Raw genomic sequence first — 23,815 nt, 5'->3', positions numbered from 1 at the left:
GTGCGTCAATCATCACGCGCGCCGCTGGCAGGGCGATCGCTTGAGTGGTTGAGGGATTCCCGTGCGGGCTAGAATCGGATTCATAGGAAGCCTCTCATCAGGAGGTCTCTATGTCCATGCCAAGCCAGCCCTGCTTCTTGTCCCACTTCGCGGCCCTCCGGGACCCGCGCCAAGCGACGAAGGTGCTATATCCTCTACCGGAAATCCTGTTGCTGATGCTCTGCGGGACCATCGCCGGTGCGGACGACTTTGTCGAAATCAGCCTGTGGGGCAGCGAACGCCAGGGCTTCCTCCGCCGTTTTCTGCCGTTCAAGCACGGCATCCCGAGCCACGACACATTGTGCGACGTGATCGCGGCGATTGATCCTGAGCTGTTCAAGACATGTTTCCTGACCTGGGTAGACGGGTTGCGGACTGACACGCCCGAGATTATCGCGATCGATGGCAAGACCTCGCGTCGCAGCCATGCCCGCGGCAAAGGGCGTCTGCCGCTGCATACGGTGTCCGCCTGGGCGACGCGTCAGCGATTGGTCCTTGGACAAGAGGCGGTGTCGGCGAAATCCAATGAGATCACCGCCATTCCTGTGCTGCTGCGTCGTCTGGAACTGGCCGGCGCGTTGGTGACCATCGATGCCATGGGCACGCAGAAGGAGATTGCCCAGACGATCATCGAGGGTGGTGGCGATTACGTGCTGGCCTTGAAGGAGAACTGGCCAGCGACCTATGCCGAAGTGGAAACCGTCTTTGCCGATCCACCACCAACGCTGACGCTGCAAAGCTTCGAGACCGTCGATGGCGACCATGGCCGGATCGAAACCCGCCGCCATACGATCTGCCACGACATCAACTGGCTGTTCGCCGAGCGGCGTCATCCGGGCGAATTTGCATTCCCTGGCCTGACCGCCATCGGCATGATCGAAAGCGAAACCGAGCGGGGCGGCGTTATCCAGACAGAAACCCGATACTACCTGTGCTCAACCAAACTCAGTGCCGAGACCCTCGCCAGGGTCGTGCGGAGCCACTGGGGCATTGAGAACCGGCTGCACTGGGTGCTGGATGTGGTATTCCACGACGATTTGGCGCGCCTGCGCACCGCTCATGGCCCTGCCAACATGGCGGTCGTGAAACATACTGCCATGAATTTACTGAACCAGGCGAAACCCGTCACCAGCTTTAAGAACCGCCGTAAAAAGGCCGGCTGGAATCAGGATTATCTGGAAAACGTCATCCGGCGCATCGCATGAGACACTCAAGCGATTCCCCTGGCGCCGCTGGCATGACACGCGCCGCTGGGCGATCGGCTGTTACCCTGTGGCCTTGGACCGAGGTGTTACGATGATCGCGTTGACCGGGCAGTGGCTGGCGCCGCCGGTATCCTTGCGCCGACCGGAAGCCGCGCGCGCAACGCCGCACCGGCCGCGCCGCGTCCCCAGCGCAAGGCCGGCATTTCGACATGGGTGTGCAGCCAGGCCGACAGCAGGATCGGCAGCACGATCGCGCTGGGCAGCCATAGCGCCGTGAAGACCACCGGGTCACCATCCGCAAGCCTGCTCAGGGTAGCGGCGAGCACCTTGTGGATCGGTTCGTTGACCAGATAGATGCAGTAGGAGATCGCCCCGAGGTACTGCGCCGCCTGGCAGCGCAGCAGTCCGGCGAACCATCGCAGCCCTGGTGTGGCCTGCCGCATCTGCACCGTCAGGCACAGCGTCCAGACCAGCGGCGGCAGCATCTTGCCGAACATCGCATAGCTGGCACACACCGCCAGGCTGGCCGCCAGCGTCACGCCATAGATGACAAGCGCGCCACGGCGCTGGCGCACCACCGCGAGGCTGGCCACGCCCAGGGCGAAGAAATGTGCCTTGTTCGCCAGGAAGGCGCGGCTGAACTGCCAGCTCTCCGGCGTTGCCTGCTGCCAGGCGACCCCGACGATCGCCAGCAGCATCAGCCCACCTGTCAGCCGGCTGGCGCCGCCGCGGCTGGCCAGCAGAGCCAGCAGGTAGAATTGCCATTCGGTGGAAAGGCTCCAGGCGGCACCGAGGAAGCTGACCCAGACATGGGGCAGCACGCCGTTCGGCAACAAGCCGTGGGTCATCGTCAGATGCGCCGCGATCGCGGCCGGCCAGGCATGCGGCCAGTCCGTCACGCAGATCGTCCGCGCGGCGTTGTCGGGACCGATCCAGGGCATGCGGTCGAAGCCGCATGAGCCCGGCTGGATTAGCACCGCGACGACGAACACCGGGACGAACACCGGAAAGATGCGCGCTGCCCGGGCCATCAAAAACGGCACCGCTCGGCCGCCGGCGCGATCCAGCGACTGGGTGATCACCAGGCCGCTCAGGATGAAGAACATGTCCACCGCGGCCTCGCCGTGCGACACGCCATCCTGCAGCCATGCTGGCAACGTGGCGAACGGGGCCATGTGGCCGAACAGGACGTAGACCGCGAGCGCGCCGCGAAGCCCGTCCAGGCATTCCAGGCGCTTCATGTGACCAGGCGCTTCATGTGGCCAGGCGTTTCAAGGGGCGTTTCATCGGGGGCGTTTCATGCGGCGAAACATGCCGGATAAAGGTTAACAAGATGCGAAGCCTTGCAATGATGGGCGCCGCGCGCTACTTATCGGTCCATCATTTCTCGTCGTCCGACCAAGGGGCGGCTTTCGCGAGGTTCGCCTCCGCGGGCCGCCTTTTTTAGTCTGGACGGACGATACTGTTTGGACGGCGCTGTTTTGGACGGAAACGAACCAACCTATACAACCCTGGAATCGAGGCTGGCGGCCATGATCGCCCCGCGACTTGAATCGATGGGGTTTGAACTGGTCCGGGTCGCCGTTCTGGGCCGGGAACATCCGACCGTGCAGGTCATGGCCGACCGCGCGGATGGCTCGCAGATCTCCGTGCAGGATTGCGAGCAGATCAGCCATGATGTCAGTGCAGCGATCGATGTCGATGATCCGTTGCCTGGCGCCTGGACGCTGGAGGTCAGCTCCGCCGGCATCGATCGGCCGCTGACGCGGGTGAAGGACTGGAACCGTTTTGCCGGTCATCTGGCGCGGGTGGACACGTTTTTTCCACAGAACGGCCGCAAGCGCTTTTCCGGCATCGTGCTGAAGGCTGATGAGACGGCGGCGTGCCTGCGTCTGGACGACGGGTCGGAAATCGCGATCCACCTGGCCGACATCCGCCGCGCCAAGCTGGTCTTGACGGACGCTCTGATCGCGGCGACGGCCTCGCCGCCGCCGACCAACTGAACCCCGCCCTATCGCACGCAGAGGTCGCCATGGACACCGCTATAGCCCGCCCCGAACTGCTTCTGGTCGCCGACGCCGTCGCCCGCGAGAAGAACATCGACCGCGAGGAAGTGCTGGAAGCGATGGAGCAGGCAATCCAGAAGGCCGGCCGCGCCAAGTACGGGCACGAGAAGGACATCCGCGCCACCATCGACCGCAAGAGCGGCGATGTCCGGCTGTCACGCTGGACCGAAATCGTCGACGCGGTCGAGAACGAGGAAACCCAGATGGGCAGGGCCGATGCGGCCAAGCTGTTCCCCGACAAGTCGGTGGGCGAGTTCGTCATCGACCCGCTGCCGCCAATCGATTTCGGCCGCATCGCCGCGCAGACCGCCAAGCAGGTCATCGTCCAGCGGGTGCGCGAGTATGAGCGCAAGCGCCAGTACGACGAGTTCAAGGACCGTGTGGGGGAGATCATCAACGGCGTGGTCAAGCGCACCGAGTACGGCAACCTGATGGTGGAACTCGGCCGGGCGGAGGCGCTGCTGCGGCGCGACGAGCTGATCGCCCGCGAAAGTTTCCGCAATGGCGACCGGGTTCGCGCCTACATCTACGATGTGCGGGAGGAACCGCGCGGGCCGCAGATCTTCCTGTCGCGCACCCATCCGGGTTTCCTGGCCAAGCTGTTCGCGCAGGAGGTGCCGGAAATCTACGACGGCATCATCGAGATCAAGGCGGTGTCGCGCGATCCCGGCAGTCGCGCGAAAATGGCGGTGATCAGCCGCGACAGCTCGATCGACCCGGTGGGTGCCTGCGTCGGCATGCGCGGCTCACGCGTCCAGGCGGTGGTGCAGGAATTGCAAGGCGAAAAGATCGACATTATTCCTTGGAGCAGCCAGGCGGCGACCTTCATCGTCAACTCCCTGGCGCCGGCCGAGGTCAGCAAGGTGGTGCTGGATGAGGAAGCCGGACGGGTTGAAGTCGTCGTGCCGGATGAGCAGCTATCCCTTGCCATCGGGCGGCGTGGACAGAACGTCCGGCTGGCGTCGCAACTCACGCGCTGGGACATTGACATCCTGACCGAAGCCGAGGAAAGCGAGCGGCGGCAGGAGGAGTTCCGCCGGCGCTCCAGCCTGTTCGTTGAGGCGTTGGATGTGGACGACATGATCGCGGGACTTCTGGTGACCGAAGACTTCACGTCGGTGGAGCAGCTTGCGTTCACGCCGATCGACGAAGTGGCGGCAATTGAAGGTTTCGACGAGAGCATCGCCGAGGAACTGGTCCGCCGGGCGGAGGCTTTCCTGACGCAGCGCGACACCGAAATGAACGACCGGCGGGTCGAACTTGGCGTGGCCGACGAGATCGCCGGCATCGAGGTCCTGACACCGGTCATGCTGGTGGCGTTGGGTGAGAAAGGGGTAAAGACCCTCGACGATCTTGGCGATCTGGCATCCGACGAGCTGATCGAGATCATCGGCGCCGACAAGATGGATGAAGCGACGGCGAACGACGTGATCATGGCCGCGCGCGCCCACTGGTTCGATGGCGAGCAAGAACCGGTTGTGACGGAGGAGGCGGGACACGACTGATATTGAAAAGTGGCCGATCTTCGCGCATCCCGTTGCCGGGGCCACGGTTGCGGAAAGCAGCGGGACTGAAGACGGAGCTGCGCAGCAGGGGGCTGCTGAAGACCGGGCTGCGCAAGATCGGGTCGCTGAAGACGAGATCGCTGAAGACTGGGCCGCCAACGTTCCGCTCGCCGGAAATGTTGTCGTGGACGAACCGGAATCCGGTCCGCTGCGACGCTGTGTCGTCAGCCGCGAACGGTTGCCGAAGGAGCGGATGATTCGCTTTGTGATTGGACCGGAGCGCCAGCTTGTCCCGGATCTGGCGGCAAGGCTGCCAGGGCGGGGAATATGGTTGAGTGCGTCGGGTGATGTGCTAGAATTCAGTTCTGGTGATGAAGCTCGGCCAAGAACAGAAAAATCGGCTGCTGGGCTTGCGGACCGGCGCCTCGCACGCGCATTTTCCAGGGCGGCCCGCGGTCCGGTCCTGGTGCCGCCTGATCTTTCCTCGCTGCTTCAGACGGCGTTGGTTCGTCGGATCACGGAGCTTCTGGGTTTGGCCCGACGCGCCGGGCAGGCCGTCGCTGGTTTCGAGAAAGGGCGCGAGTATCTGCGGACCACGCCGTCTCGGCTGGTCCTGCAGGCGTCGGATGGCAGCGTGTCGGAGCGGGCGCGATTTCTGACAGGGGCCGGCGCGGACGTGAAGGTTTTCGATCCGCTTCCGGGCGATGTGCTGGGACGGATATTCGGACGGGACTATGTGGTGCACGTCGCGGTCGCGCCGGGCAAATTGGCGGAGTCACTCGCGATGGAAGCGGGCAGGCTGGCCGGGTTGAGAACCAGCTCTGAACGAGCTGGAGGGTCCGCGAGGGCCATGGGGTCCGCAAGGGCCACCGGACGGGACACCGTCACGGTAAACACTGTATTGGATGCCAACGGATAACATGAGCGAAAGCAACGATCAGGACGGCGGCAAGGGTCGGCTCTCCCTGCGTCCGGCGGGACGGCTGGAGTTGGGGCGGACAGTCGATGCGGGATCGGTCCGGCAAAGCTTCAGTCACGGACGGTCGAAGGTCGTGCAGGTGGAAGTGCGCAAGAAGCGTGCGCCGATGCCGAACCCGTCGGCTGCCGCGGGTGCGCCGCCGCCGCCGCCGGTCGGTGGCGCGCCGGCGCCGCGCGCGCCTCTGCCGGGTGCCAAGCCCGCGCCGGGGGCCGGCAGGGCACTGACCGCGACCGAACAGGCCGCCCGCCAGCGGGCGCTGGTGGAGCAGCAGCGGGATGCCGCGAAGCGCGAGGCGGAGCGGCGCGAGCAGGAGAAGATCTCGATCATGTCGGCGGCCGAGGAAGCCCGCCGGCGCGAGGACGATGCGCGCAAGGCCGCCGAGGAGGAGGCTCGCGCCCAGGCCCAGCAGGCCAGGGCGGACGCCCTGGCTCGGCGGGAGGCTGAGGCGGACGCCGCCGCGCAAGGCAGGGTCTATGTGCCGGACGAGCCCAAGGCCGTGCCGTCCGAGGATGTGCCGTCGGCGGATGTCGGCGCTGCGTCGCAGCCGGCAGTGCCGGTGCAGGGTGGGCCGGTGCAGGCTGCGCAGCCACAGCCGGTCGCACGGGCGCCCGGCGGCCGGCCCGCGCCAGCCCAACCGCCCGCGGGCGCGCCTGGTGCCGCGCCCTCGGCGGCGACCGAAACCTTGCGTCTGCGCACCGGCACCGGACGCGCCGAGGAGGATGACGAATCACGCCCCGCCCGCCGTCCCGGCACCGGTGGCCTGCCAGCGCGCAAGCCGCCCGTCGTCCTGCCGAAGAAGGGCACCGACGGCGGCCGCCGCGCCGGGCGCATCGACGTGCAGGCGGCGATCGAGGGGGAGGACGAGCGGGTCCGCTCGCTCGCCTCGGTGCGCCGCCAGCGTGACCGGGAACGCCGGCAGGCGGAACTCGATCGGCTGCGGTCGGATCAGGTCAAGGTGGTGCGCGACGTCATCCTGCCGGACCAGATCACCGTGCAGGAATTGGCCAACCGCATGGCCGCGCGCGGACCGGAGGTGATCAAGGCGCTGATGAAGATGGGGGTGATGGCGACCATCACCCAGTCGCTGGATGCCGACACCGCCGAACTGGTGGTGCAGGAATTCGGTCACCGGGCACGTCGGGTATCGGAATCCGATGTGGAGATCGGGCTGGAAGGCCTGGCCGACATCGACACCGACCTGGTGCTGCGTCCGCCGGTGGTCACCATCATGGGCCATGTCGATCACGGCAAGACATCGCTGCTGGACGCGCTGCGCGCCACCGATGTGGCGGCCGGCGAGGCTGGCGGCATCACCCAGCACATCGGCGCCTACCAGGTGACGATGCCCGGCGGCGAGCGGATCACCTTCATCGACACGCCGGGCCACGAAGCCTTTACCGCGATGCGGGCGCGTGGCGCATCGGTGACCGATATCGTCATCCTGGTGGTCGCCGCCGATGATGGCGTGATGCCGCAGACGATCGAGGCGATCCGTCATGCCAAGGCGGCCAATGCGCCGCTGATCGTTGCCATCAACAAGATGGACAAGCCGGACGCCAATCCCAACCGGGTCCGCCAGGAACTGCTCAGCCACGACGTCGTGGTCGAGGAGATGGGCGGCGAGACGCAGGACGTGCCGGTTTCGGCGACCAAGAAGACCGGCCTCGACAAGCTGGAGGAAGCGATCCTGCTGCAGTCGGAGATCCTCGACCTGCGGGCCAACCCGATCCGGTCGGCGGAAGGGTCGGTGATCGAGAGCCGGCTGGATCGCGGGCGTGGCCCGGTGGGCACCGTGCTGGTGCAGCGCGGCACCCTGCGGCAGGGCGACATCGTCGTGGCCGGCGCCGAATGGGGCCGGGTGCGGGCCATGCTGGACGACAAGGGGCGGCCGATCATCGAGGCCGGTCCGTCCACCCCGGTGGAGCTACTGGGGCTGAGTGGCGCGCCATCGGCCGGGGAACCGTTCGTGGTGGTCGAGAACGAAGGCCGAGCACGGGAGATCACTGAATTCCGCGGGCGCCGTCAGCGTGACAAGGTGGCGGGCGCCGCGGCCGGTGCGCGCGGCACACTGGACCAGATGCTGGCCCGCATCCAGGCCGGCGTGCAGAAAGAGGTCGCCGTGCTGATCAAGGCCGACGTCCAGGGCAGCGCCGAAGCGATCGAGGCCACGGTGCTGAAACTGGCGCACGAGGAGGTCAAGGTCCGCGTGCTGCTGTCCGGCGTCGGGCAGATCACCGAAAGCGACATCCAGCTCGCCAAGGCGTCCAGCGCGGTGATCGTCGCCTTCAATGTCCGGGCGACATCCCAGGCGCGGGAGCTGGCGCAGCGCGAAAGCGTGGATATCCGCTACTTCTCGATCATCTACGAAGTCGCCGACGACATCGAGAAGCTGGTCCGCGGCAAGGTGGCGCCGAAGGCACGCGAACGGTTCCTGGGTTACGCCGAGGTCCGCAAGGTGTTCAACATCACCAAGACCGGCAAGGTCGCGGGCTGCATGATTACCGAGGGCCTGGTCAAGCGCGGCTCCGGCGTGCGGGTGCTGCGCGACAACGTGGTGATCCACAACGGCGAGCTGTCGCAGCTCAAGCGCTTCAAGGACGATGTCCGGGAAGTCGCGCGCGGCTATGAATGCGGCTTGTCGTTCGCCAACTTCCACGACCTGCAGGAAGGCGACGTGATCGAGTGCTTCGAGACGGAGATGGTTCCGGGTTGAAGAAGCCGGCCAGGACAGGACCCTCGCAGCGGCAGTTGCGCGTGGCGGAGGAAATCCGTCACGTGCTGGCCGGTATCTTCGCGCGGAACGAGTTCCGTGACCCGGAGCTGGCGGCGGCGCAGGTTACCGTTACCGAGGTTCGGATCACGCCGGACCTTAAGAACGCGATTGCATTCATTGCGCGCCTGGGGCGATCGGATGTCGATGCGCTGCTGCCGGCACTGAAGCGGGCAACGCCATACCTGCGCGGGCAGGTCGCGCGCGTGCTGCGGCTGAGGTTTGCGACCGACCTGACGTTCCAGCCGGATACCGCGCTGGATTATGCGATGAAGATCGAGGAACTGATGCATCGGCCGGAGGTCGCGCGGGATCTGGAAGGGCTTGATTCTAAGATTGATACGGTTTAATCTAGCCTGTCTGGACAGATCAGGAGGATGCCGGTGCAGGATTGGCAATTGCAGGATGCGAAGAACCGCTTCAGTGAGGTGGTCAAGCGTGCCAAGGAAGATGGGCCGCAGACTGTTACCGTCCATGGCCAGCGTGCGGCGGTAGTGGTGGCGGCGCTGGAATTCGATGCGCTGATCAAGCCGCGGATGTCCTTCGTGGACTTTCTGCTGAGCGATACACCCGGTGTCGATCCGTGGCCGGATGATGTGGTGGATGCGATCAACGACCGCTCGACCGATACCGGCCGCGACATCGCCTTCTGATGTACCTGATTGATACCTGTGTGGTGTCGGAAGCGCGTCGACGTACGCCTGCGGCGGTGGCGTGGCTTCGCGGGGCGCAGTCGGACACGCTGTTCCTCAGTGTCATCACGATCGGCGAGATCATGAAAGGCATCGCAATTAAGGCGCGTGTTGATCCACCTCAGGCGGCGGCCTTGCTGCGCTGGCTGGATGAACTACGCTTCGTCTACGCGGGGCGCATCCTGCCGATCGATGATGCGGTGGCAGTCGGCTGGGGACGGCTGATGGCGCAGCGCACGCGGCCTGTCACGGATGGCCTGATCGCCGCGACGGCAAGGGTTTTCAACAAGGTGGTGGTCACCCGCAACATGGCGGATTTCGCCGATACCGGGGTGGACATCATCGATCCGTGGGCGGTTGCGGGGTGACCGGCCTGGCGCGGCTACATGCCGTTGCCGCCGACAAGCACGACAAGATGGGTGGCTTGGTTGAGCTGATGCATGGGTGCCTTGGCCGAATGCCGCATGGTCTGTGATAGTCTGGCCAGCGCAACCCGAGGACGCCGATGCTCACGCTGGATCAGCTCAATGCCATGTCGCAGGACGATTTCGTCCTGGCGCTGGATGGGGTATTCGAGCATGCGCCCTGGATCGCCGCCGGCGTACAGCCTCCCTTCGCCACTGTCGCGGCGCTGCATGAGGCGTTGATGACGGTCGTACTGGCCGCGCCGGCTGACATGTGCCTGGGTTTCCTGCGCGGCCATCCAACGCTGGCACCAAACGCGCTGGCCGATCCCGCCGTTACCGCCGCCTCGCGCTCCGAGCAGATCGGGCTTGGCATGGCCGCCCTGGGCCATCAGCTCGCACAATTCGACACGGCGTCGGCGGCTTATGAGGCGCGCTTCGGCATTCCGTTCATCGTCTGCGTGCGCCGGCTGACGCCGCCCTTCGTGCTGCGCAACCTGGAACAGCGGCTGGCCAACACAGACCAGCAGGAACGGGCGGCTGCGCTGGCGGAGATCGGCCATATCACCCGGCTGCGGCTGGTCGATCGCGTCAGCCGGCCGGGCATGCCGCCAACCACGGGCCATCTGTCGTCGCACGTGCTGGACACGGTGCGGGGCAGGGCGGCCGAAGGGATACGGATCAAACTGTTCCGGGAGAATGTGCTGATCAAGGAAGGCATCACCAACCGGGATGGCCGCACCGACACGCCCCTGCTGTCGCGGGAACCGCTTCGGATCGGCCGCTACGAACTGCGTTTTCACGTTGGTGACTATTTCGCTGACCTTCCGGACCAGAACGACCCGCTCTGGTACGACGTCATCCCAGTCCGTTTCGGAATCGCGGAGCCCGAAGGGCACTACCATATACCGCTTCTGCTAGGCGCCTGGACCTACACGACGTATCGGGGAAGCTGAGTCTTGAACAAGCTGACCGGGTTGGTCACGCCTCACCGTCAGCATGAAGCTTCAAGCCACCGTCCGCGGCCGCTCGGCCATACGCGCCTGAAGGGCGGCGTCCAGCACGCCGCGCCGGTTCCACAGCGAACGGTACCAGGCGATACGGGGCGCAACCTGATAGGCCAGCATGCGCTGCTCCGACACGTAAGCCCGTGCCGCATCACCCAGGTCGCGGGCCATTTCGGGCGTGGCGATCAGGCGCAGCAGGCGGCTATGCAGTTCGGTAGCATCGCGGAACAGCAGGCCGGTGCGCTCATCCTCGATGCTGTCGCCATAGACCACGGTGCTGGCTAGCGAGGCGACGCGGCAGGCACCGGCCTCGATGAATTTCAGGTCGGACTTCGCCCGGTTGAACACGGTATCCGACAGCGGCATGAACGAGATTTCCGCCTCGGCGAGCAGGCGCAGATAGGTGTCGTAGTCGCAGGTCGGCGTGAAGCTCTTGAACGGGGTCTCCAGCGCCTCGAAGAACGTCTGGTCGTGGACGATCTGAAGCCGCAGACGCGCGCCGGCCTTGCTGGCAACGGCATTAATCGCTGGCAGCAGGGGCCGCCAGCAGGCCTCGCGGTTCAAGGCGCCGAAGAACAAGGTCAGGGCGCGTGGGTCGGCGAAGTTCCGCACCGGCGGCAGGGCGGGGACAGCGTTCGGAAACACCGCGATCTCGGGATTGTACTTGCGCAGGACCTGGGCCAGCGCCGGCGTACTTGTCTGGAGGGCGTGAACGCCGCGAAACGACAGCTCGCCGCCTTGTTGCATCATCTTGAAGAAGTCGGGATGATCGTCGAATTCGGTCACCACCAGGTAGCCGGCCTGCATCAACGACCGCAGCATCTCATGGCCTTGCCGTGATGTCAGGGCAGGGCGGTGCAGCACGAAGATGCGGGCTGTGTCATCGCCTCGCTGGCTGGTGTCCAGGTGATTGATCACGCCGACGGTGAGCAACGGATCGGTGCCGATCGCATGCAAGGGATGCACCACGCGGACATGCGATACACCGCCCACCGGCGCCAGCATGTTGCCCGAGACGATGACGCGCAGGTTCGGCGTCTTGCGAACCCGCCAGATGAAATGCGTTGGCGCGGAGCGGCGGACGTAGCTGTCAGGCTCGATGCCCAGGGCGGTCAGCCCGGTGGCGATAGCATCGGTGAAGCGGCTGGCGGCCTGTGGGTCCGGCTCCTGATCGAGCGGGATCACGTCGCACAGCGAGAGCCCGGCGTCAGTCAGGGTTCGGCGCATGGCGTTAAGGTTGAACCAGCGAGGATGCGCTTCTTGCCGCGGTTCAGCGCCAGTATCCTCCCACAGGCCACGCAGCAGGCGCTCCGCTTCGCGCCAATGTTCCGGATTAGGAACACGGATCAGCATCATGCCATCCGGGCTCAGTGCTTGTGCATGGCGGCGGATCAGGCTCCAGGGATCGCGCAGATGCTCCAGAATGCCGTTGTAGATGATGCAGTCGATGCCGTCCGGCAGATCGAACGGCAGCGGGTCCGCTTCCACGCCGCTGGTGGCGACCTGGTGGATATGCCGAGCCGCCGAGGTGGCGGCGGCCGGGTCGGCTTCGATGCCCAGCAGCCGCGCCCTCGGGTTCATCAGCCGATAAGCCGCCGCTAGGCCGCCGTCGCCGCAGCCGACGTGCAGGATTGTCAGCGCGGACAGTGGTATCCGCTGGAGCAAGTCGGCGTCGGGTGAAACAGGCTGCATCGTCGGCGCTGGTATCCCGCATAAGATGGGCGGCGGAGCCTGTGCGCGGTCAGCCGATCGATCTGAGTTGGTAGGCGGATTCGTCAGGCCGGCGCAAGCCGCATCGCTCGCCTGGCACGCTGCCGCGTTGGTTTAGGCCATGATCGCTTGAGGTTGCAGCTTCGCCGGTGTCCGATCATGGCCTGACTCTTTGCTGGTCCCGTGACTCACGCCTTCTGGCTGGTCAGTCTCAGGCGATCACAACGATACAGGATCACGCCGCTACCGGCAGCGTGGCGGCCTGGGCAGCCGCCCGCGTCGCCGACCAGCCCAACGCCGTCCTGATGAAACCGCCCGCATAGGCCAGGCGCCAGCGCGCGCCCAGCAGGAAGGTGGAGCGACGGGGGATCAGGGCGGCCGGCGCCAGCAGCACCGCCACCAGCACCCGCCGCGGCAGTTCCCGCCACACCGCCTCCGGCTGATGCAGCAGCCGCCTGGTCAGGACGGTGGATGCGCCTTGCCAGAACAGCCGCGTCAGCAGCCACTCGGGCTCCAGCCGCCGCGCCTGGATCTGATGGTGCACGACGATGCGGGAGTCGTAGCGCACCGAGTAGCCGTTGTCCTGCAGCGTCCAGGCAAGCTGCACCTCCTCGTCCGATAGCAGGCTATGGCCGTAGCGCCCGACGCTGCCGCTGAAGCCGCCGGCTGCCAGCAGGGAAAGGACGTGTACGACGATGTTCGCCGCATAGGGTTCCAGGTTCTTCGGCACCGCCGGCGTGCGGTATTCGCCGACGCCTTCGTGCTCGATGATCGATAGCACGCCACGCAACGAGGCGGGCCACCAGACGGGCAGGGGTGCCTCCCACTTCGGCAGGATCTGGCCGCCGATCAGGGCCGGAAGACGGCCAGGCTGAACGATGGCGTGCAGAATGGAGCCGATCCAGTCGGCGGCCGGGATGGCGTCGTCATCGATGTAGGCGATGAACCGGGTGCGCGCCGCCCAGGCGCCCGTGTTGCGCGCCAGACTGACACCAGCCCGGTCGAGCCGGATCAGCCGCGCATCATGCCGTACCGCCAGCGCCTGAAGTTCCCTGGTATTGTCCGGCGAGGAGGCGGTGTCCACCAGCAGGATGGCGAAACGGTGGCGCGCAACAGTCTGCCGGCGAAGCCCGTCCAGGCAATCGCGGACGTAGCGCGAACGGTTATGCGTGCAGATGCAGACGGTAAGCTCCATGCCAGGAGGCTAAGGCCAAATAATTGAGAAATGGTTAATCCAGCCGAGGCAAAACCGGCCATTGGCCTGCGGTCCACGAATGCGGATGATCCGAAGCGGTACCGTGTTCCGCCGTTCCGCGCTTTGGGAGCCGTCGACTGGCTCAAGTATTTCTTGTTAGAAGGGATGGCCAATCGGCCGGAAGACGTGTGATGGCCTGTGCCTTACAGCGGTAGAAGCAGGCTCTTGCGGCGCCGACTGGCACCCTCGGAACGGCCGGATGGCCAGGCTCGTCCTTCGCACGAGCCTGGCCACGATCCCCTGAGCGTGGAGCGACCTGATCGCACGCTGCTTTAACCCGGCTGCTTGTCCTTGCCGGCCGGCACATTGGACAGCGACAGCGGCACATACTGCACGCCGCCTTCCCGCTGGATCAGCATCAGCACGAACTTGCGGTCGGCGCCGCGCGCCGCGTCCACCTGCTTCTGCACGTCCGCCGGCGAGGCGACCTCACCCTGCTGCACTTCCATGATCACGTCACCCGGCTTCAGGCCACGCTCCGCCGCCGGCGTGTTGGGCGAGACATCGGTGATCACCACGCCCTTCTGGCCGTCCTGCAGCGAGAACTTGTCCTTCAGGTCGGAACTGACCGGCGCGACCTTCAGGCCCAGCCCGCTGATGTCGGTCGGCTTCGTCGTATCCACCGGCTTGGTCGCGTCCGCCGAGGCCAGTTGCGTGTCGTTCGGCCGCTCCGCCAGGGTGGTCTGAACGGTGACTTCCTTGCCGTCACGCCATATCACGACCGGCACTTCCTCGCCGACCTGCGCATCCGCCACGATACGCGGCAGGTTGTGCATCTCCTTCACATCCTGGTTGTCGAACTTCAGGATGATGTCGCCGTTGCGCAGCTTCGCCTTGTCGGCCGGACCGCCGTCGGTGACGCCGGCGACCATCGCGCCGGAGGCATCCTTCAGACCCAGGCTTTCGGCGATATCCGGCGTCACCTGCTGGATCTTCACGCCGAGCCAGCCGCGCCGCGGATGACCGTACTGGCGCAACTGGGCAACGGTGTTCTTCGCCATGTTGGACGGGATCGAGAAGCCGATGCCGATCGAACCGCCGGACGGCGAGAAGATCGCCGTGTTGATGCCGATCACCTGCCCGTCCATGTTGAACAGCGGGCCGCCGGAGTTGCCGCGGTTGATCGACGCGTCGGTCTGGATGAAGTCGTCGTACTGGCCCTGGTGGATGTCGCGCCCGCGCGCCGAGACGATGCCCGCGGTGACGGTGCCGCCCAGGCCGAACGGATTGCCGATCGCCAGCACCCAGTCGCCGACCCGCGATTGCGAGGAGTCGCCGAACGGAACCGTCGGCAGCGGCTTGTCCGCTTTCACCTTCAGCAACGCGATGTCGCCACTTTCGTCGCGCCCGACCACCTGGGCCTTCAGCGTGGTGTTGTCCTGCAGGATGACGGAGATCTCGTCGGCGCCTTCGATGACGTGGTTGTTGGTCACCACCAGGCCGGACTGATCGATGATGAAGCCCGATCCCAGGCTTTGTGCCCGGCGCTCCGGCCGCGGCTGGTCGCCCCCGCCGCCGCCACCGGGGCCACCCTGACCCTGGCGGTTGCGGTTGAGGAAATCCTTGAAGAACTGCTCGAACGGTGATCCGGGCGGAAAGATCGGCATTTCCGGACCGGCGCCTGGTGAACCGGCCTTGGCGGTGATCGTCTGGGTGGACGACACGTTGACCACCGCCGGCAGCAGTCTGGCCGCCAGGTCGGCGAAGCTGTCCGGCGCCGACCGGGCCACCGCCCGAGGGAACGCCGGGGCCAGCGGCAGCGGCGACACCAGTGCGAAGGAAACCCCCAGCAGGGCGGCGCGGGCAACGGTGGAGCGGAACGGGCGCATGATCAGGTTTCCTGGCTTGTAAGCCGCATGTGGTCCGAAGCGTGACGGTAGCAAGTTATCCGCCGGATGACATCGGCGGTTTGCGATTTATCCGCCGGATGACATCGGCCGTTGGCGATGCCCGGCTTCAGGCTGGACATCACCGCCCGGAACCGGCCGCCGGAACCGGCTGATCCGGCGGAACCTGCAGATAGCGCAGGTAATTGTTGTCCGGCGTCAAGACGAGCCTGGCAGCGCCGTTGTCGAAGATGTCGCGGTAGCCTTGCAAGGTGCGCCAGATCGCGAAGAACGCCGGGTCCTGGCCGAAGGACCGGGAATAGATGTTGGTTGCCTCGCCCTCGCCCTCGCCGCGCAGGTTGTCGGCGGTGGCGCGCGCCTCGGCCAGCAGCACTGTGCGGTCGCGTTCCGCGTCGGCGCGGATTTTGGCGGAGGCCTCGGCGCCTTCGGCCCGCGCCTGGGCGGCGACACGCTGACGCTCGGACTGCATCCGCGCCAGGATGGCCTGGGTGTTCTCCTCCGGCAGGTCGGCCCGCCGGATGCGCACGTCGACGATGGTGACGCCGAAGTTGTGCATTTCCGTGTTCACCTGGCCGCGGATGGTGGACATGATCCGCTCGCGGTCCGCCGACAGCACGTCCAGCAGCGTGTTGTTGCCCAGCACGCGCCGCAGGCTGCCGGTGACGATGGAGTTCAGCCGGCCGCGGATGTTATCCGGCACCGGCCCGATCGCCTGGTAGAACTTCAACGGATCGGTAATGCGGAAGACGGTGAAGGTATCGACGATCAGCCGGCGCTGGTCGCCCAGGATCACTTCCTCGCCCGGCAGGTCGACGTTCAGCAGCCGCTTGTCGAAGCCGATGACGTTCTGGATCAGCGGCAGCTTGGCGTGCAGCCCTGGGGTCTCGATCGGCCGGACGATCTCGCCGAACTGCACCAGCAGCGCCTGCTCGGTCTGCGAGACGGTGAACAGGGTGCCGCCAGCCAGCACGGCCAGCACGACAAGCAGGGCGATGCCGGCAATGGCGATCCGGTTCATCGGCTGGCTCCCGCGGTCGTGGTCAGCGGCAGCGGGTCTTGCGTCGAATTCTGTGCCGTCGGCGCCTGCGACGGCGCCGCCGGTGGCCGCGCCGGCGGTGGCAGATTGAGCGGCAGGAAGGGCACCAGTCCCTTCAGCTTGTCGTCCACCACCAGCGGCTGCGAATGCGACAGCACATCGGTCATCGTGTCGAGGTACAACCGGGTCAGCGTGACGTCCTTGGCGGCCTGATAGGCCTTCAGCACGCTCTCGAAGCGCTGCGTCTGGCCGGTGGCCTGCGCGACCGACGCCTGCTTGGCGCCTTGCGCCTCGGCGGTGATGCGGGCGGCGTCGCCGCGCGCGCGCGGGACGATGTCGTTGCGGTAGGAATCAGCTTCGTTGCGCATCCGTTCGGCGTCGGTGTTGGCGCGCTGGACGTCGCGGAAGCTCTCGATCACCGCGGCCGGCGGATCGACCTTCTGCAACTGCACCTGGGTGACCTCGACGCCCGCCTTGTAGCGGTCGAGGATGGTCTGCGTCTGCTTCAGCACGTCGGTTTCGATCTGACCACGCAATGGACCGAGGGCCGGCTGGATCGGCGTGCGGCCGATCACCTCGCGCATCGAGCTTTCCGCCACGGCGCGCACCAGGGCTTCCGGGCTGGCGGTGTCGAACAGGAAGTCCGACGCGTTGCTGACCCGCCAGAAAACCGCGACATCGATGTCGATGATGTTCTCGTCGCCGGTCAGCATCAGGCTTTCGGCCAGGACGTCGCGGCCGCTGTTGCCCTGGCCTTCATCGACGCGGCCGTTGTTGGGCGCGGAGCGGTAGCCGATCTCGGTCCGGTTGATGCGGGTGACGGTGGGCAGCAGAACCGACTCGACCGGCCAGGGCAGGTGCCAGTGCAGCCCAGGCGGGGTCCAGTAGCGATAGGCGCCGAAGCGTAGCACCACGCCCTGTTCGTCCGGCTGCACCCGATAGAAGCCGCTGCCGACCCAGACCGCGACCACCAGCAGGCCGAGGAAGGCGAGACCGCGGCCGTTTGCGAGATAGCTGACTGGGCCGCCACCCTTGATGCCGCCTGGGCCACGATAGCCGCCGCCGGAACCGCCGCCCAGCAGGCCGCGGATGAAGCCTTGCGCCTGTGCGATCAGCCGGTCGAGATCCGGACCGGGGCCTTTGCCGCCCGGTCCGCCGCCGAATGGTCCGCCGCCGCCGAAGGGACCGCCGCCGCCCGGCCCACCGCCGAACGGTCCGCCGCCGAATGGCCCGCCGGGCTTGCGCGGCCCGCCAGGCCGGTCACCGCCGCCGCTGCCGCCAGGGTTTCCCCACGGACCTCCAGGCGGCTTCTGGCCGCCGTCGCCGCCGGACGATCCGGATGCATTGCCCCGCGGGCCGGGACCATCGTTGTTCCATGGCATGGGTGGAGATAGGCTCCTGTCATAATGCCGTATGCGTGCGCTGTTGGCGATCGAGGCGCGATGCGCCATATCAAATGGAACAGGCGCTCACGGCCGCTTGCTTATCCACTTGCCGTGTCAAGTTTGCAAGGTAAGGGTTCAGGCACCATGGCTGAGGCTTCGTCGGACGCGCTCCGCACCGCATTGCGCGCGATCAGGGACCCGGCGTCAGGCCGCGACATCGTCACCGCCGGGCTGGTCGAGGGGATCGAGGTCCGCGGCGGCCTGGTGCAGGTGACGCTGCTGACCGATCGCGCCCACGCCGCGGCGATGGAACCGGTGCGCCGCGAGGCCGAGGCGCTGCTCGGGCGGCAGCCAGGGATCAGCAACGTCACCGCGATCCTGACCGCGCACAAGACGTCCTCGCCCGCCGCCGCCCAGCAAGGCGGCCACACGCAAGGCGGCCACACGCACGCACCGGCCAAAGCGGCCGCGGGTGCGCCCGCGGGCGGCAAGCCGGCGCTGCTGTTGCCGGAGGTGAAAGCGATCGTCGCGGTCGCGTCAGGCAAGGGCGGCGTCGGCAAGTCCACCGTGGCGGTCAACATGGCGGTCTCGCTGGCCCGCCAGGGGCATCGCGTCGGGCTGCTGGACGCCGACATCTACGGCCCCAGCCTGCCGCGCATGGTCGGCCTGAATCGCAAGCCGGAGGTGCGTAACGAAAAGATGATCCCGATCCAGGCCTGGGGCATGTCCTGCATGTCGATCGGCTTCCTGGTGGATGAGGAAACCCCGATGATCTGGCGCGGCCCGATGGTGATGGGGGCGCTGGAGCAGATGATGGGCCAGGTCATCTGGGGTGCGCTGGACATCCTGGTGGTGGACATGCCGCCCGGCACCGGCGACGCGCAACTGACCATGGCGCAGCGGGTGGCGCTGACCGGCGCGGTGATCGTCTCCACGCCACAGGATATCGCGCTGATCGACGCCCGCCGCGGCGTGCGGATGTTCGAGAAGACCCAGGTGCCGGTGCTGGGCCTGGTGGAGAACATGAGCTTCTACTGCTGCCCGAACTGCGGCCACCGCGCCGACATCTTCGGCCACGGCGGCGCCCGCCACGAAGCCGCCCGGCTCGGCACCGAATTCCTCGGCGAAATCCCGCTGCTGCTGGATATCCGCAGCGCCGCCGATGCCGGCACGCCGATCGCCGCGTTGGCGCCGGACAGCGACGCGGCAAAGGCCTATGACGCTCTGGCGAGGCGGGTTTGGGAAAAGGTGAACGGGGCGGTCGTGGCTCGGAGCAGCGGGCCACGGATCGTGATCGAGTGACGTGAAACGTCGCCTGTGCTATCGAGAATGCGCAATGCCCAACGACGCAGCCAGCACGAGCCTTTATCATCAGGACCGGTACGCCTGGGCGGTGGATCAGGCAGCGACACTGCGCGCGGCGCACACGGCCAACCAGAGTGGTCCTTGTCAGCCTTCGGAACCGCTGAAACCAATCGATTGGGCGAACCTGGCCGAGGAAATCGAGGGATTGGCGCAAAGCGATCGGCGGGAGCTTGGCAGCCGTCTCGCCCTGATCATCGAGCATCTGGCCAAGCTTGAATTCGGTCGGATTGCCGCGCCACGTGCCGGATGGATCCGAACGGTGTGGCGCGAGCGCGAGGAAGTTGAAGAACTGCTGCGGGAAAGCCCGTCGTTGCGTCGCGAGCTGCCTGACCTGCTGGCGCGGCGAGCCGGCGGCGCGATCGAGCAGGCCGTCAGCGCCCTGGGTGACTTTGGCGAGACGGTAGAGGCGAAGGCACTGCTGGCTCGCGTGATCGCCGGTTATCAACCCGACGAAGTCGTTGGCACCTGGCTTCCGGACACGCCAGCTCGGTAAGTCGCTGGCGACCGGCAAGCCCACCGCTTGCCGCGGCGCGTCACGCTCCGAACGTCCTGGCGGGCGCAGGCACGAAATCCGATCCTGGCGGAACGTAGGGCGACGCGACAAGATCCGGTCAATGGCAACGATGTAACGGTAATCCACCGGCATAGACCACCCTGTCGTGCAACCCAGGCTGTTGTTCAACGTATTGGCGTCGCCTTGTTCGGCAGCGGCGAGATCCGCTGCTTCTGCGTTTTCTACAGAGGATACCCCGATGTCATCTTTGCCTCATTCGGCCGTCATTTCTCTAACAGTCAAACGTTCAGCGGCGGCGGCGTTGTTCGGCGCTGTCGTGCTGGCCAGTCCGCTCGTTCCGGCTTACGCGCAGCATGATACCGGCCGACCGGCGCCGACCCGTGCCGCCAGTCAGGCACAGACGGTCGACCAGCGGATCGACAACCTCCACACCGAGTTGAAGATCACGCCGGCCGAGGAAGCCGACTGGCAGGGTGTCGCGCAGACGATGCGCGACAACGCCGCGGCCATGCAGAAGCTGGCGGCCGAGAAATCCAGCCAGTCGCAGCAAGGCATGACCGCGGTTGAAGACCTGCAGACCTATGCGCAGTTCGCCCAGGTGCGTGTCGACGGATTGAAGAACCTTATATCATCGTTTCAGACGTTGTACAACTCGATGCCTGACCAGCAGAAGAAGCTTGCCGATCAGGTGTTCCTGAATTCCAGGCGGCAGGAAGCTTCCAGGCATGGCTAGCTGCCGCGGCGATCATTATTCGATATCGCATCAAGCCGCATGAGGAAACGCGTGATGTACCTGTTCATTGATACCACGCCGTCACGCCAATATCCGCGGCGGCGCGCGGCGTTGCTCGCGGCTTCGGCGGTCTTCGTGCTGGCCACGCTGGCCGCACCGGCTTATGCCGAGGATCACCATGGCGGTGACCACCATGGTGATCACCGGCGCGATGATCGCCGCGGCGGTGACCACCCGGTCTATGGTGGCCGTCCCGACTTTGATGGCGGCTACTACCGGCCTCCACCGGTGGTCTATGGCGGGCCTTACTATCCACCGCCGCCGGTCGCTTATGGCCCCGGCATCGGCTTTCCTGGCGTCACCATCAATGTTCGCTGAGACTTCTGGTTGCATAGCAGGAACAGCGCGGTTTACCTTGTGTCCATGCTGTTGGCGTGATGGCGGGCGCAGGCCCCATAGCCGCTAAAATAGCGCTCCGCATGCCGCCCTGCGCCCCTGCGCCATGGTCGGCGGAGGCCGACCATCCACGATCTTGCGGCGTGCAACACTGCAAGGCGGAAGTGGTCGGCCATGACGCAGGGTGCAGCCGACACGCATCAATCCGCAACTCATGATCCTGGTCTGGACACCGGCGTTGCAGGCCGATGCCCGCCATGACGGGATGCGACGACCGTGCCTGCCGCGCACCGGTTATTTGATATTAATAATTGCCATTCCATTCCTGCGCTGGGTCGTGCGTCCGGGGCCCGACCCAGCCACGCCGCTTGCTCCCTATCGCGGCTCTCCAGGCTTCTTCTCTCGTTCCGCCTGTGCGGCACGGGGTGGCGGGGGTGCGGGCCGCATCGCTTCGACCCGTTGAGGCGCCGGCGCCCGAGGCGCCTCGGGCGCCGGCCGGACCGCTTCGGCACGCGCGGGCGGCGGCGCATGGGGTGTCTCGGGTGCCGGTCGAACCGCTTCGACATGCGGGGGCGGAGCCGCGTGCGGCATTTCGGGCGCCGGCCGGATCGCTTCGGTGCGCGGCGCCGTTGGCACGACGACGCGCGGTGTCTCTGTCGCCGCCGGCCTTGACGGCGGCGTCGCCGCGGAACGCACAACGGGCTCGGGCGCACGGCCAGGCACAGGGGCTGGATGAACCATTCGTGGTTCGGCGGCGCCGGGTGGCCGAGGTCCCGGTGCCGCTGTCAGCGCCGGTCTACCTTCCGGCGGCTGGACGACCAGTGGCAGCGGCGCGGCGGGCCGGCCTGGTTCCCGCACGCCGTTCGGCGCCGGCACCACCGCGGCCGCGGGATGCGGCGCACCCGGCCGTTCGCCACGCGGCCCGACCAGTGCAGGCCGAGCGGGCGTGCCGCCGGAGCGAGCGGGGGGCTGGGCGGGCACGACCGGACCGGGTGCGACACGCCGCGCCGCACCCACGGGAGCCAGGTTCAATTGACGCGCCACGACCGGTGTGACACCGGCGGTCGCGGCGGTCGGACGCATCGGCTGCTGCCCCACCACCGGGTGGGCCGCCGCGAACGCCTGCGCCGACACAGGTTGCGCCGCCGCCTGCACCGGCCGTGATCCGGTCATCACGGCGGCCGGCACCGACGTCGCGGCGCCACGGTTTACGTAGTTGTTGATCGTCGTGATGTTCGTCACGTTGGTGACGTGGGAGATGTTGACCTGCCGGACATAGTTGTCCGAGGCATGGTACCACGGATGGTAAGCCTCTCGCGGGCCCAGCGGCACCCAGCCGATCGAGCCGCCCGCGATCGCCGCGCCCACCGCCGCGCCGGCGGCAAGGCCGACGAACGTGACCAGGGCAGGGGCGTAGACCGGCGGTCCGACAGCCCGCTCGACGCCCGGCGTCCAGCCCCAGCGGTCGTCGATCCGCACCCAGCGGCCGTAGTGGAACGGTGCGAAGCCCCAGGGTGCGTTATCCACCCAGGTCCAGCCCCATGGGGCGACATACGCCCAGTGGCCCTCCCGGTAAGGCACCCAGCTTGCCTGCACCGGCGGATACCAGACCTCGCCGTACTGCGGCGCCCGCGACCAGTTGCCGTAACCGGCGAGATCGCTGCCACCCGGCATATAGGCCACCTGCGGCGGGATCCCGGCCGGCCGTGGCGGCGGACGCTCCGCGGTCAGCCGGGCATTCAGGAACGCGTCGCGCTGGGCCGGGCCGATGCTGCCCTGGAACGTGTCGGTGCCGCTGACGCTCGCCGTCTGGTTGGCGGCAACCCGCAGCGACACGCCCGGCCCGTCGATCTCGGCCGCGCCATCCAGCACGGTGAGCAGGGTCGGCTGGTCCGTGCTGCCGACGACGACGTCGTAGCGGCCGTTAGCGGTCATCCGCACCATGCCGCGCGGGGTCTGCACCGACCAGGCCTCGTTCGGGGCTAGATCGCCGAGATGAAGGTAAGTCTCGCCCTGCGGCGCCACGGCCTGCAGGCCGCCGGCATCCAGGGTATTGACGACGAACTCGGTCTGGTCGGCCAGCGCCACACGGCTGTCGGAGATTTCCAGGTTTGCCTCGGCGCGGGGCTCGGTCCAGAACGCGTCGCCGCTGCTGACCGGATAGTTCGCGCTGGCGGCGTTCCATTGGGTGTCGTCCGTGGTGCGGAAGGATACGGTGCCGGTCAGGCCGGCGATGCGGCCGACGCGGCTGGGCGGGTCACCCTGGTTCTGGTCGGCCTGGTTCTGGTCGAATTGTGCGGCGGGGGGCGCCGGCTGCGCGGTCGCGACGGCCGGCAGGGCGGCGTTGCACAGCAGTGCGCCGAGCGCCACGCTGGCGGAAAGGCGGAACAGGCGAGGGTTTTTTCGCATTAGACCGGTCCGTTGGCTGAGGAACGATCCGGGGCATCACATCAAACCATGGCGAAACAAAGTCCATGTCACGTTTGCGAAATGCCTGCTTTTGGCTTGGCAACGGCCGCACCCTGGTCCTCAAGCTGACCGGCCCCCGGATGTGATGTCATGACATGGGATTGACGAGGTACAGCCGCCAATACGCCGCAAACCCGCACCATATGCCCTTCCTGACGTAGAAGGAGTTCTTGTCATGGCGGGTCGGGTTCCTGGCCGGTTCGTGCTGCCGTTGGTGGCTCTCGGCGTGGCTGCGATGTTGGGTGGCTGCGTCGCCTATCCGGCGTATCCCGGTTACTCGGGTTATGCCGGGTATCCAGCCTATGGTTACGGCTACGGTTATACGCCGTACAACAGCGGCGGCTACATCGCGCTTGGCGGCGGCTGGCACGATGGCGGCGAGCATGAGGGCGGGTGGCATGATGGCGGCGGCCACGAGGACGGCTGGCGCCGCTGATC

The 23,815-nt window shown here is 66.7% G+C and carries 20 protein-coding genes and 1 pseudogene; 14 read left to right on the top strand and 7 right to left on the bottom strand.

From position 1 onward, the window contains the following. Nucleotides 1–110: 110 nt before the first annotated feature. Nucleotides 111–1,244 (top strand): ISAs1 family transposase, encoded by a 1,134-nt coding sequence (locus ACQY4S_RS13835; protein ID WP_428483659.1) that lies wholly within the window; start codon nucleotides 111–113, stop codon nucleotides 1,242–1,244. An 86-nt stretch (nucleotides 1,245–1,330) separates the two neighbouring features. On the opposite strand, the gene ACQY4S_RS13830 is transcribed toward ACQY4S_RS13835, so the two are convergent. After that, the gene (locus tag ACQY4S_RS13830; protein WP_428485775.1) at nucleotides 1,331–2,485 is read right to left on the bottom strand and encodes an acyltransferase family protein; all 1,155 of its coding nucleotides are present in this window, start codon (nucleotides 2,483–2,485) and stop codon (nucleotides 1,331–1,333) included. Between the two features lie 240 nt (nucleotides 2,486–2,725). Between ACQY4S_RS13830 and rimP the strand changes: the two are divergent. The 8 genes and pseudogenes from rimP to uraD all read left to right on the top strand — a co-directional run. Beyond that, nucleotides 2,726–3,226 (top strand): annotated as a pseudogene (rimP, locus tag ACQY4S_RS13825) (ribosome maturation factor RimP); the annotation flags it as partial. Between the two features lie 50 nt (nucleotides 3,227–3,276). Next, complete coding sequence (gene nusA / locus ACQY4S_RS13820; RefSeq protein WP_428485774.1) at nucleotides 3,277–4,815, top strand: transcription termination factor NusA; 1,539 nt, start codon at nucleotides 3,277–3,279, stop codon at nucleotides 4,813–4,815. Between the two features lie 184 nt (nucleotides 4,816–4,999). Continuing rightward, nucleotides 5,000–5,734: a DUF448 domain-containing protein gene (locus ACQY4S_RS13815; protein ID WP_428485773.1), complete on the top strand. Its 735-nt coding sequence runs from the start codon at nucleotides 5,000–5,002 to the stop codon at nucleotides 5,732–5,734. Between the two features lies 1 nt (nucleotide 5,735). Then, entirely contained in the window at nucleotides 5,736–8,507 is a 2,772-nt protein-coding gene (infB, locus tag ACQY4S_RS13810) for a translation initiation factor IF-2 (protein WP_428485772.1), read from the top strand. Then, the gene (gene rbfA / locus ACQY4S_RS13805) at nucleotides 8,423–8,914 is read left to right on the top strand and encodes a 30S ribosome-binding factor RbfA (protein WP_428485771.1); all 492 of its coding nucleotides are present in this window, start codon (nucleotides 8,423–8,425) and stop codon (nucleotides 8,912–8,914) included. Before infB ends, rbfA begins: the two co-directional genes overlap by 85 nt. A 33-nt stretch (nucleotides 8,915–8,947) precedes the next feature. Next, nucleotides 8,948–9,217: a type II toxin-antitoxin system Phd/YefM family antitoxin gene (locus ACQY4S_RS13800; protein ID WP_428485770.1), complete on the top strand. Its 270-nt coding sequence runs from the start codon at nucleotides 8,948–8,950 to the stop codon at nucleotides 9,215–9,217. After that, complete coding sequence (locus tag ACQY4S_RS13795; RefSeq protein ID WP_428485769.1) at nucleotides 9,217–9,624, top strand: type II toxin-antitoxin system VapC family toxin; 408 nt, start codon at nucleotides 9,217–9,219, stop codon at nucleotides 9,622–9,624. The genes ACQY4S_RS13800 and ACQY4S_RS13795 overlap by 1 nt, the downstream gene beginning before the upstream one ends. 137 nt (nucleotides 9,625–9,761) lie before the next feature. Next, a complete protein-coding gene (gene uraD, locus ACQY4S_RS13790; protein WP_428485768.1) occupies nucleotides 9,762–10,616 on the top strand; it encodes a 2-oxo-4-hydroxy-4-carboxy-5-ureidoimidazoline decarboxylase in 855 nt (284 codons plus the stop codon). Between the two features lie 51 nt (nucleotides 10,617–10,667). Here the strand turns inward: uraD and ACQY4S_RS13785 are convergent, their stop codons facing one another. The 5 genes from ACQY4S_RS13785 to hflK all read right to left on the bottom strand — a co-directional run bounded on the left by ACQY4S_RS13785 (nucleotide 10,668) and on the right by hflK (nucleotide 17,897). Continuing rightward, nucleotides 10,668–12,359, bottom strand: a complete 1,692-nt coding sequence (locus ACQY4S_RS13785) for a methyltransferase domain-containing protein (protein WP_428485767.1) — start codon at nucleotides 12,357–12,359, stop codon at nucleotides 10,668–10,670. Between the two features lie 253 nt (nucleotides 12,360–12,612). After that, the gene (locus tag ACQY4S_RS13780) at nucleotides 12,613–13,572 is read right to left on the bottom strand and encodes a glycosyltransferase (RefSeq protein ID WP_428485766.1); all 960 of its coding nucleotides are present in this window, start codon (nucleotides 13,570–13,572) and stop codon (nucleotides 12,613–12,615) included. 332 nt (nucleotides 13,573–13,904) lie between these two features. Then, on the bottom strand, nucleotides 13,905–15,461 hold the full coding sequence (locus tag ACQY4S_RS13775) for a DegQ family serine endoprotease (protein WP_428485765.1): 1,557 nt from the start codon (nucleotides 15,459–15,461) through the stop codon (nucleotides 13,905–13,907). A gap of 139 nt (nucleotides 15,462–15,600) precedes the next feature. Next, nucleotides 15,601–16,497 (bottom strand): protease modulator HflC, encoded by an 897-nt coding sequence (gene hflC / locus ACQY4S_RS13770; RefSeq protein ID WP_428485764.1) that lies wholly within the window; start codon nucleotides 16,495–16,497, stop codon nucleotides 15,601–15,603. Then, nucleotides 16,494–17,897, bottom strand: a complete 1,404-nt coding sequence (gene hflK / locus ACQY4S_RS13765; RefSeq protein WP_428485763.1) for an FtsH protease activity modulator HflK — start codon at nucleotides 17,895–17,897, stop codon at nucleotides 16,494–16,496. Before hflK ends, hflC begins: the two co-directional genes overlap by 4 nt. A gap of 147 nt (nucleotides 17,898–18,044) precedes the next feature. Here hflK and ACQY4S_RS13760 point away from each other — a divergent pair, with 147 nt between their 5' ends. From ACQY4S_RS13760 to ACQY4S_RS13745, 4 genes are all read left to right on the top strand, one after another. After that, a complete protein-coding gene (locus tag ACQY4S_RS13760) occupies nucleotides 18,045–19,202 on the top strand; it encodes an Mrp/NBP35 family ATP-binding protein (RefSeq protein ID WP_428485762.1) in 1,158 nt (385 codons plus the stop codon). A gap of 34 nt (nucleotides 19,203–19,236) precedes the next feature. Continuing rightward, complete coding sequence (locus ACQY4S_RS13755) at nucleotides 19,237–19,758, top strand: DUF29 family protein (RefSeq protein WP_428485761.1); 522 nt, start codon at nucleotides 19,237–19,239, stop codon at nucleotides 19,756–19,758. Between the two features lie 259 nt (nucleotides 19,759–20,017). Further along, nucleotides 20,018–20,512 carry a Spy/CpxP family protein refolding chaperone gene (locus ACQY4S_RS13750; RefSeq protein ID WP_428485760.1) on the top strand — a complete coding sequence of 165 codons (495 nt, stop codon included), beginning with the start codon at nucleotides 20,018–20,020 and terminating at the stop codon, nucleotides 20,510–20,512. A 54-nt stretch (nucleotides 20,513–20,566) separates the two neighbouring features. Beyond that, complete coding sequence (locus tag ACQY4S_RS13745) at nucleotides 20,567–20,890, top strand: hypothetical protein (RefSeq protein ID WP_428485759.1); 324 nt, start codon at nucleotides 20,567–20,569, stop codon at nucleotides 20,888–20,890. A gap of 393 nt (nucleotides 20,891–21,283) precedes the next feature. Here the strand turns inward: ACQY4S_RS13745 and ACQY4S_RS13740 are convergent, their stop codons facing one another. After that, on the bottom strand, nucleotides 21,284–23,317 hold the full coding sequence (locus ACQY4S_RS13740) for a DUF6600 domain-containing protein (protein WP_428485758.1): 2,034 nt from the start codon (nucleotides 23,315–23,317) through the stop codon (nucleotides 21,284–21,286). 235 nt (nucleotides 23,318–23,552) lie between these two features. Here ACQY4S_RS13740 and ACQY4S_RS13735 point away from each other — a divergent pair, with 235 nt between their 5' ends. Then, a complete protein-coding gene (locus tag ACQY4S_RS13735) occupies nucleotides 23,553–23,813 on the top strand; it encodes a hypothetical protein (protein WP_428485757.1) in 261 nt (86 codons plus the stop codon). The last annotated feature ends 2 nt before the right edge of the window (nucleotides 23,814–23,815 follow it).

The sequence above is a fragment of the Rhodopila sp. genome, assembly GCF_965276935.1.
Taxonomy (GTDB): Bacteria; Pseudomonadota; Alphaproteobacteria; order Acetobacterales; family Acetobacteraceae; genus Rhodopila.
The sequence above is the reverse complement of the archived record's forward strand: the minus strand, read 5'-3'. Positions and strand labels throughout refer to the sequence as shown.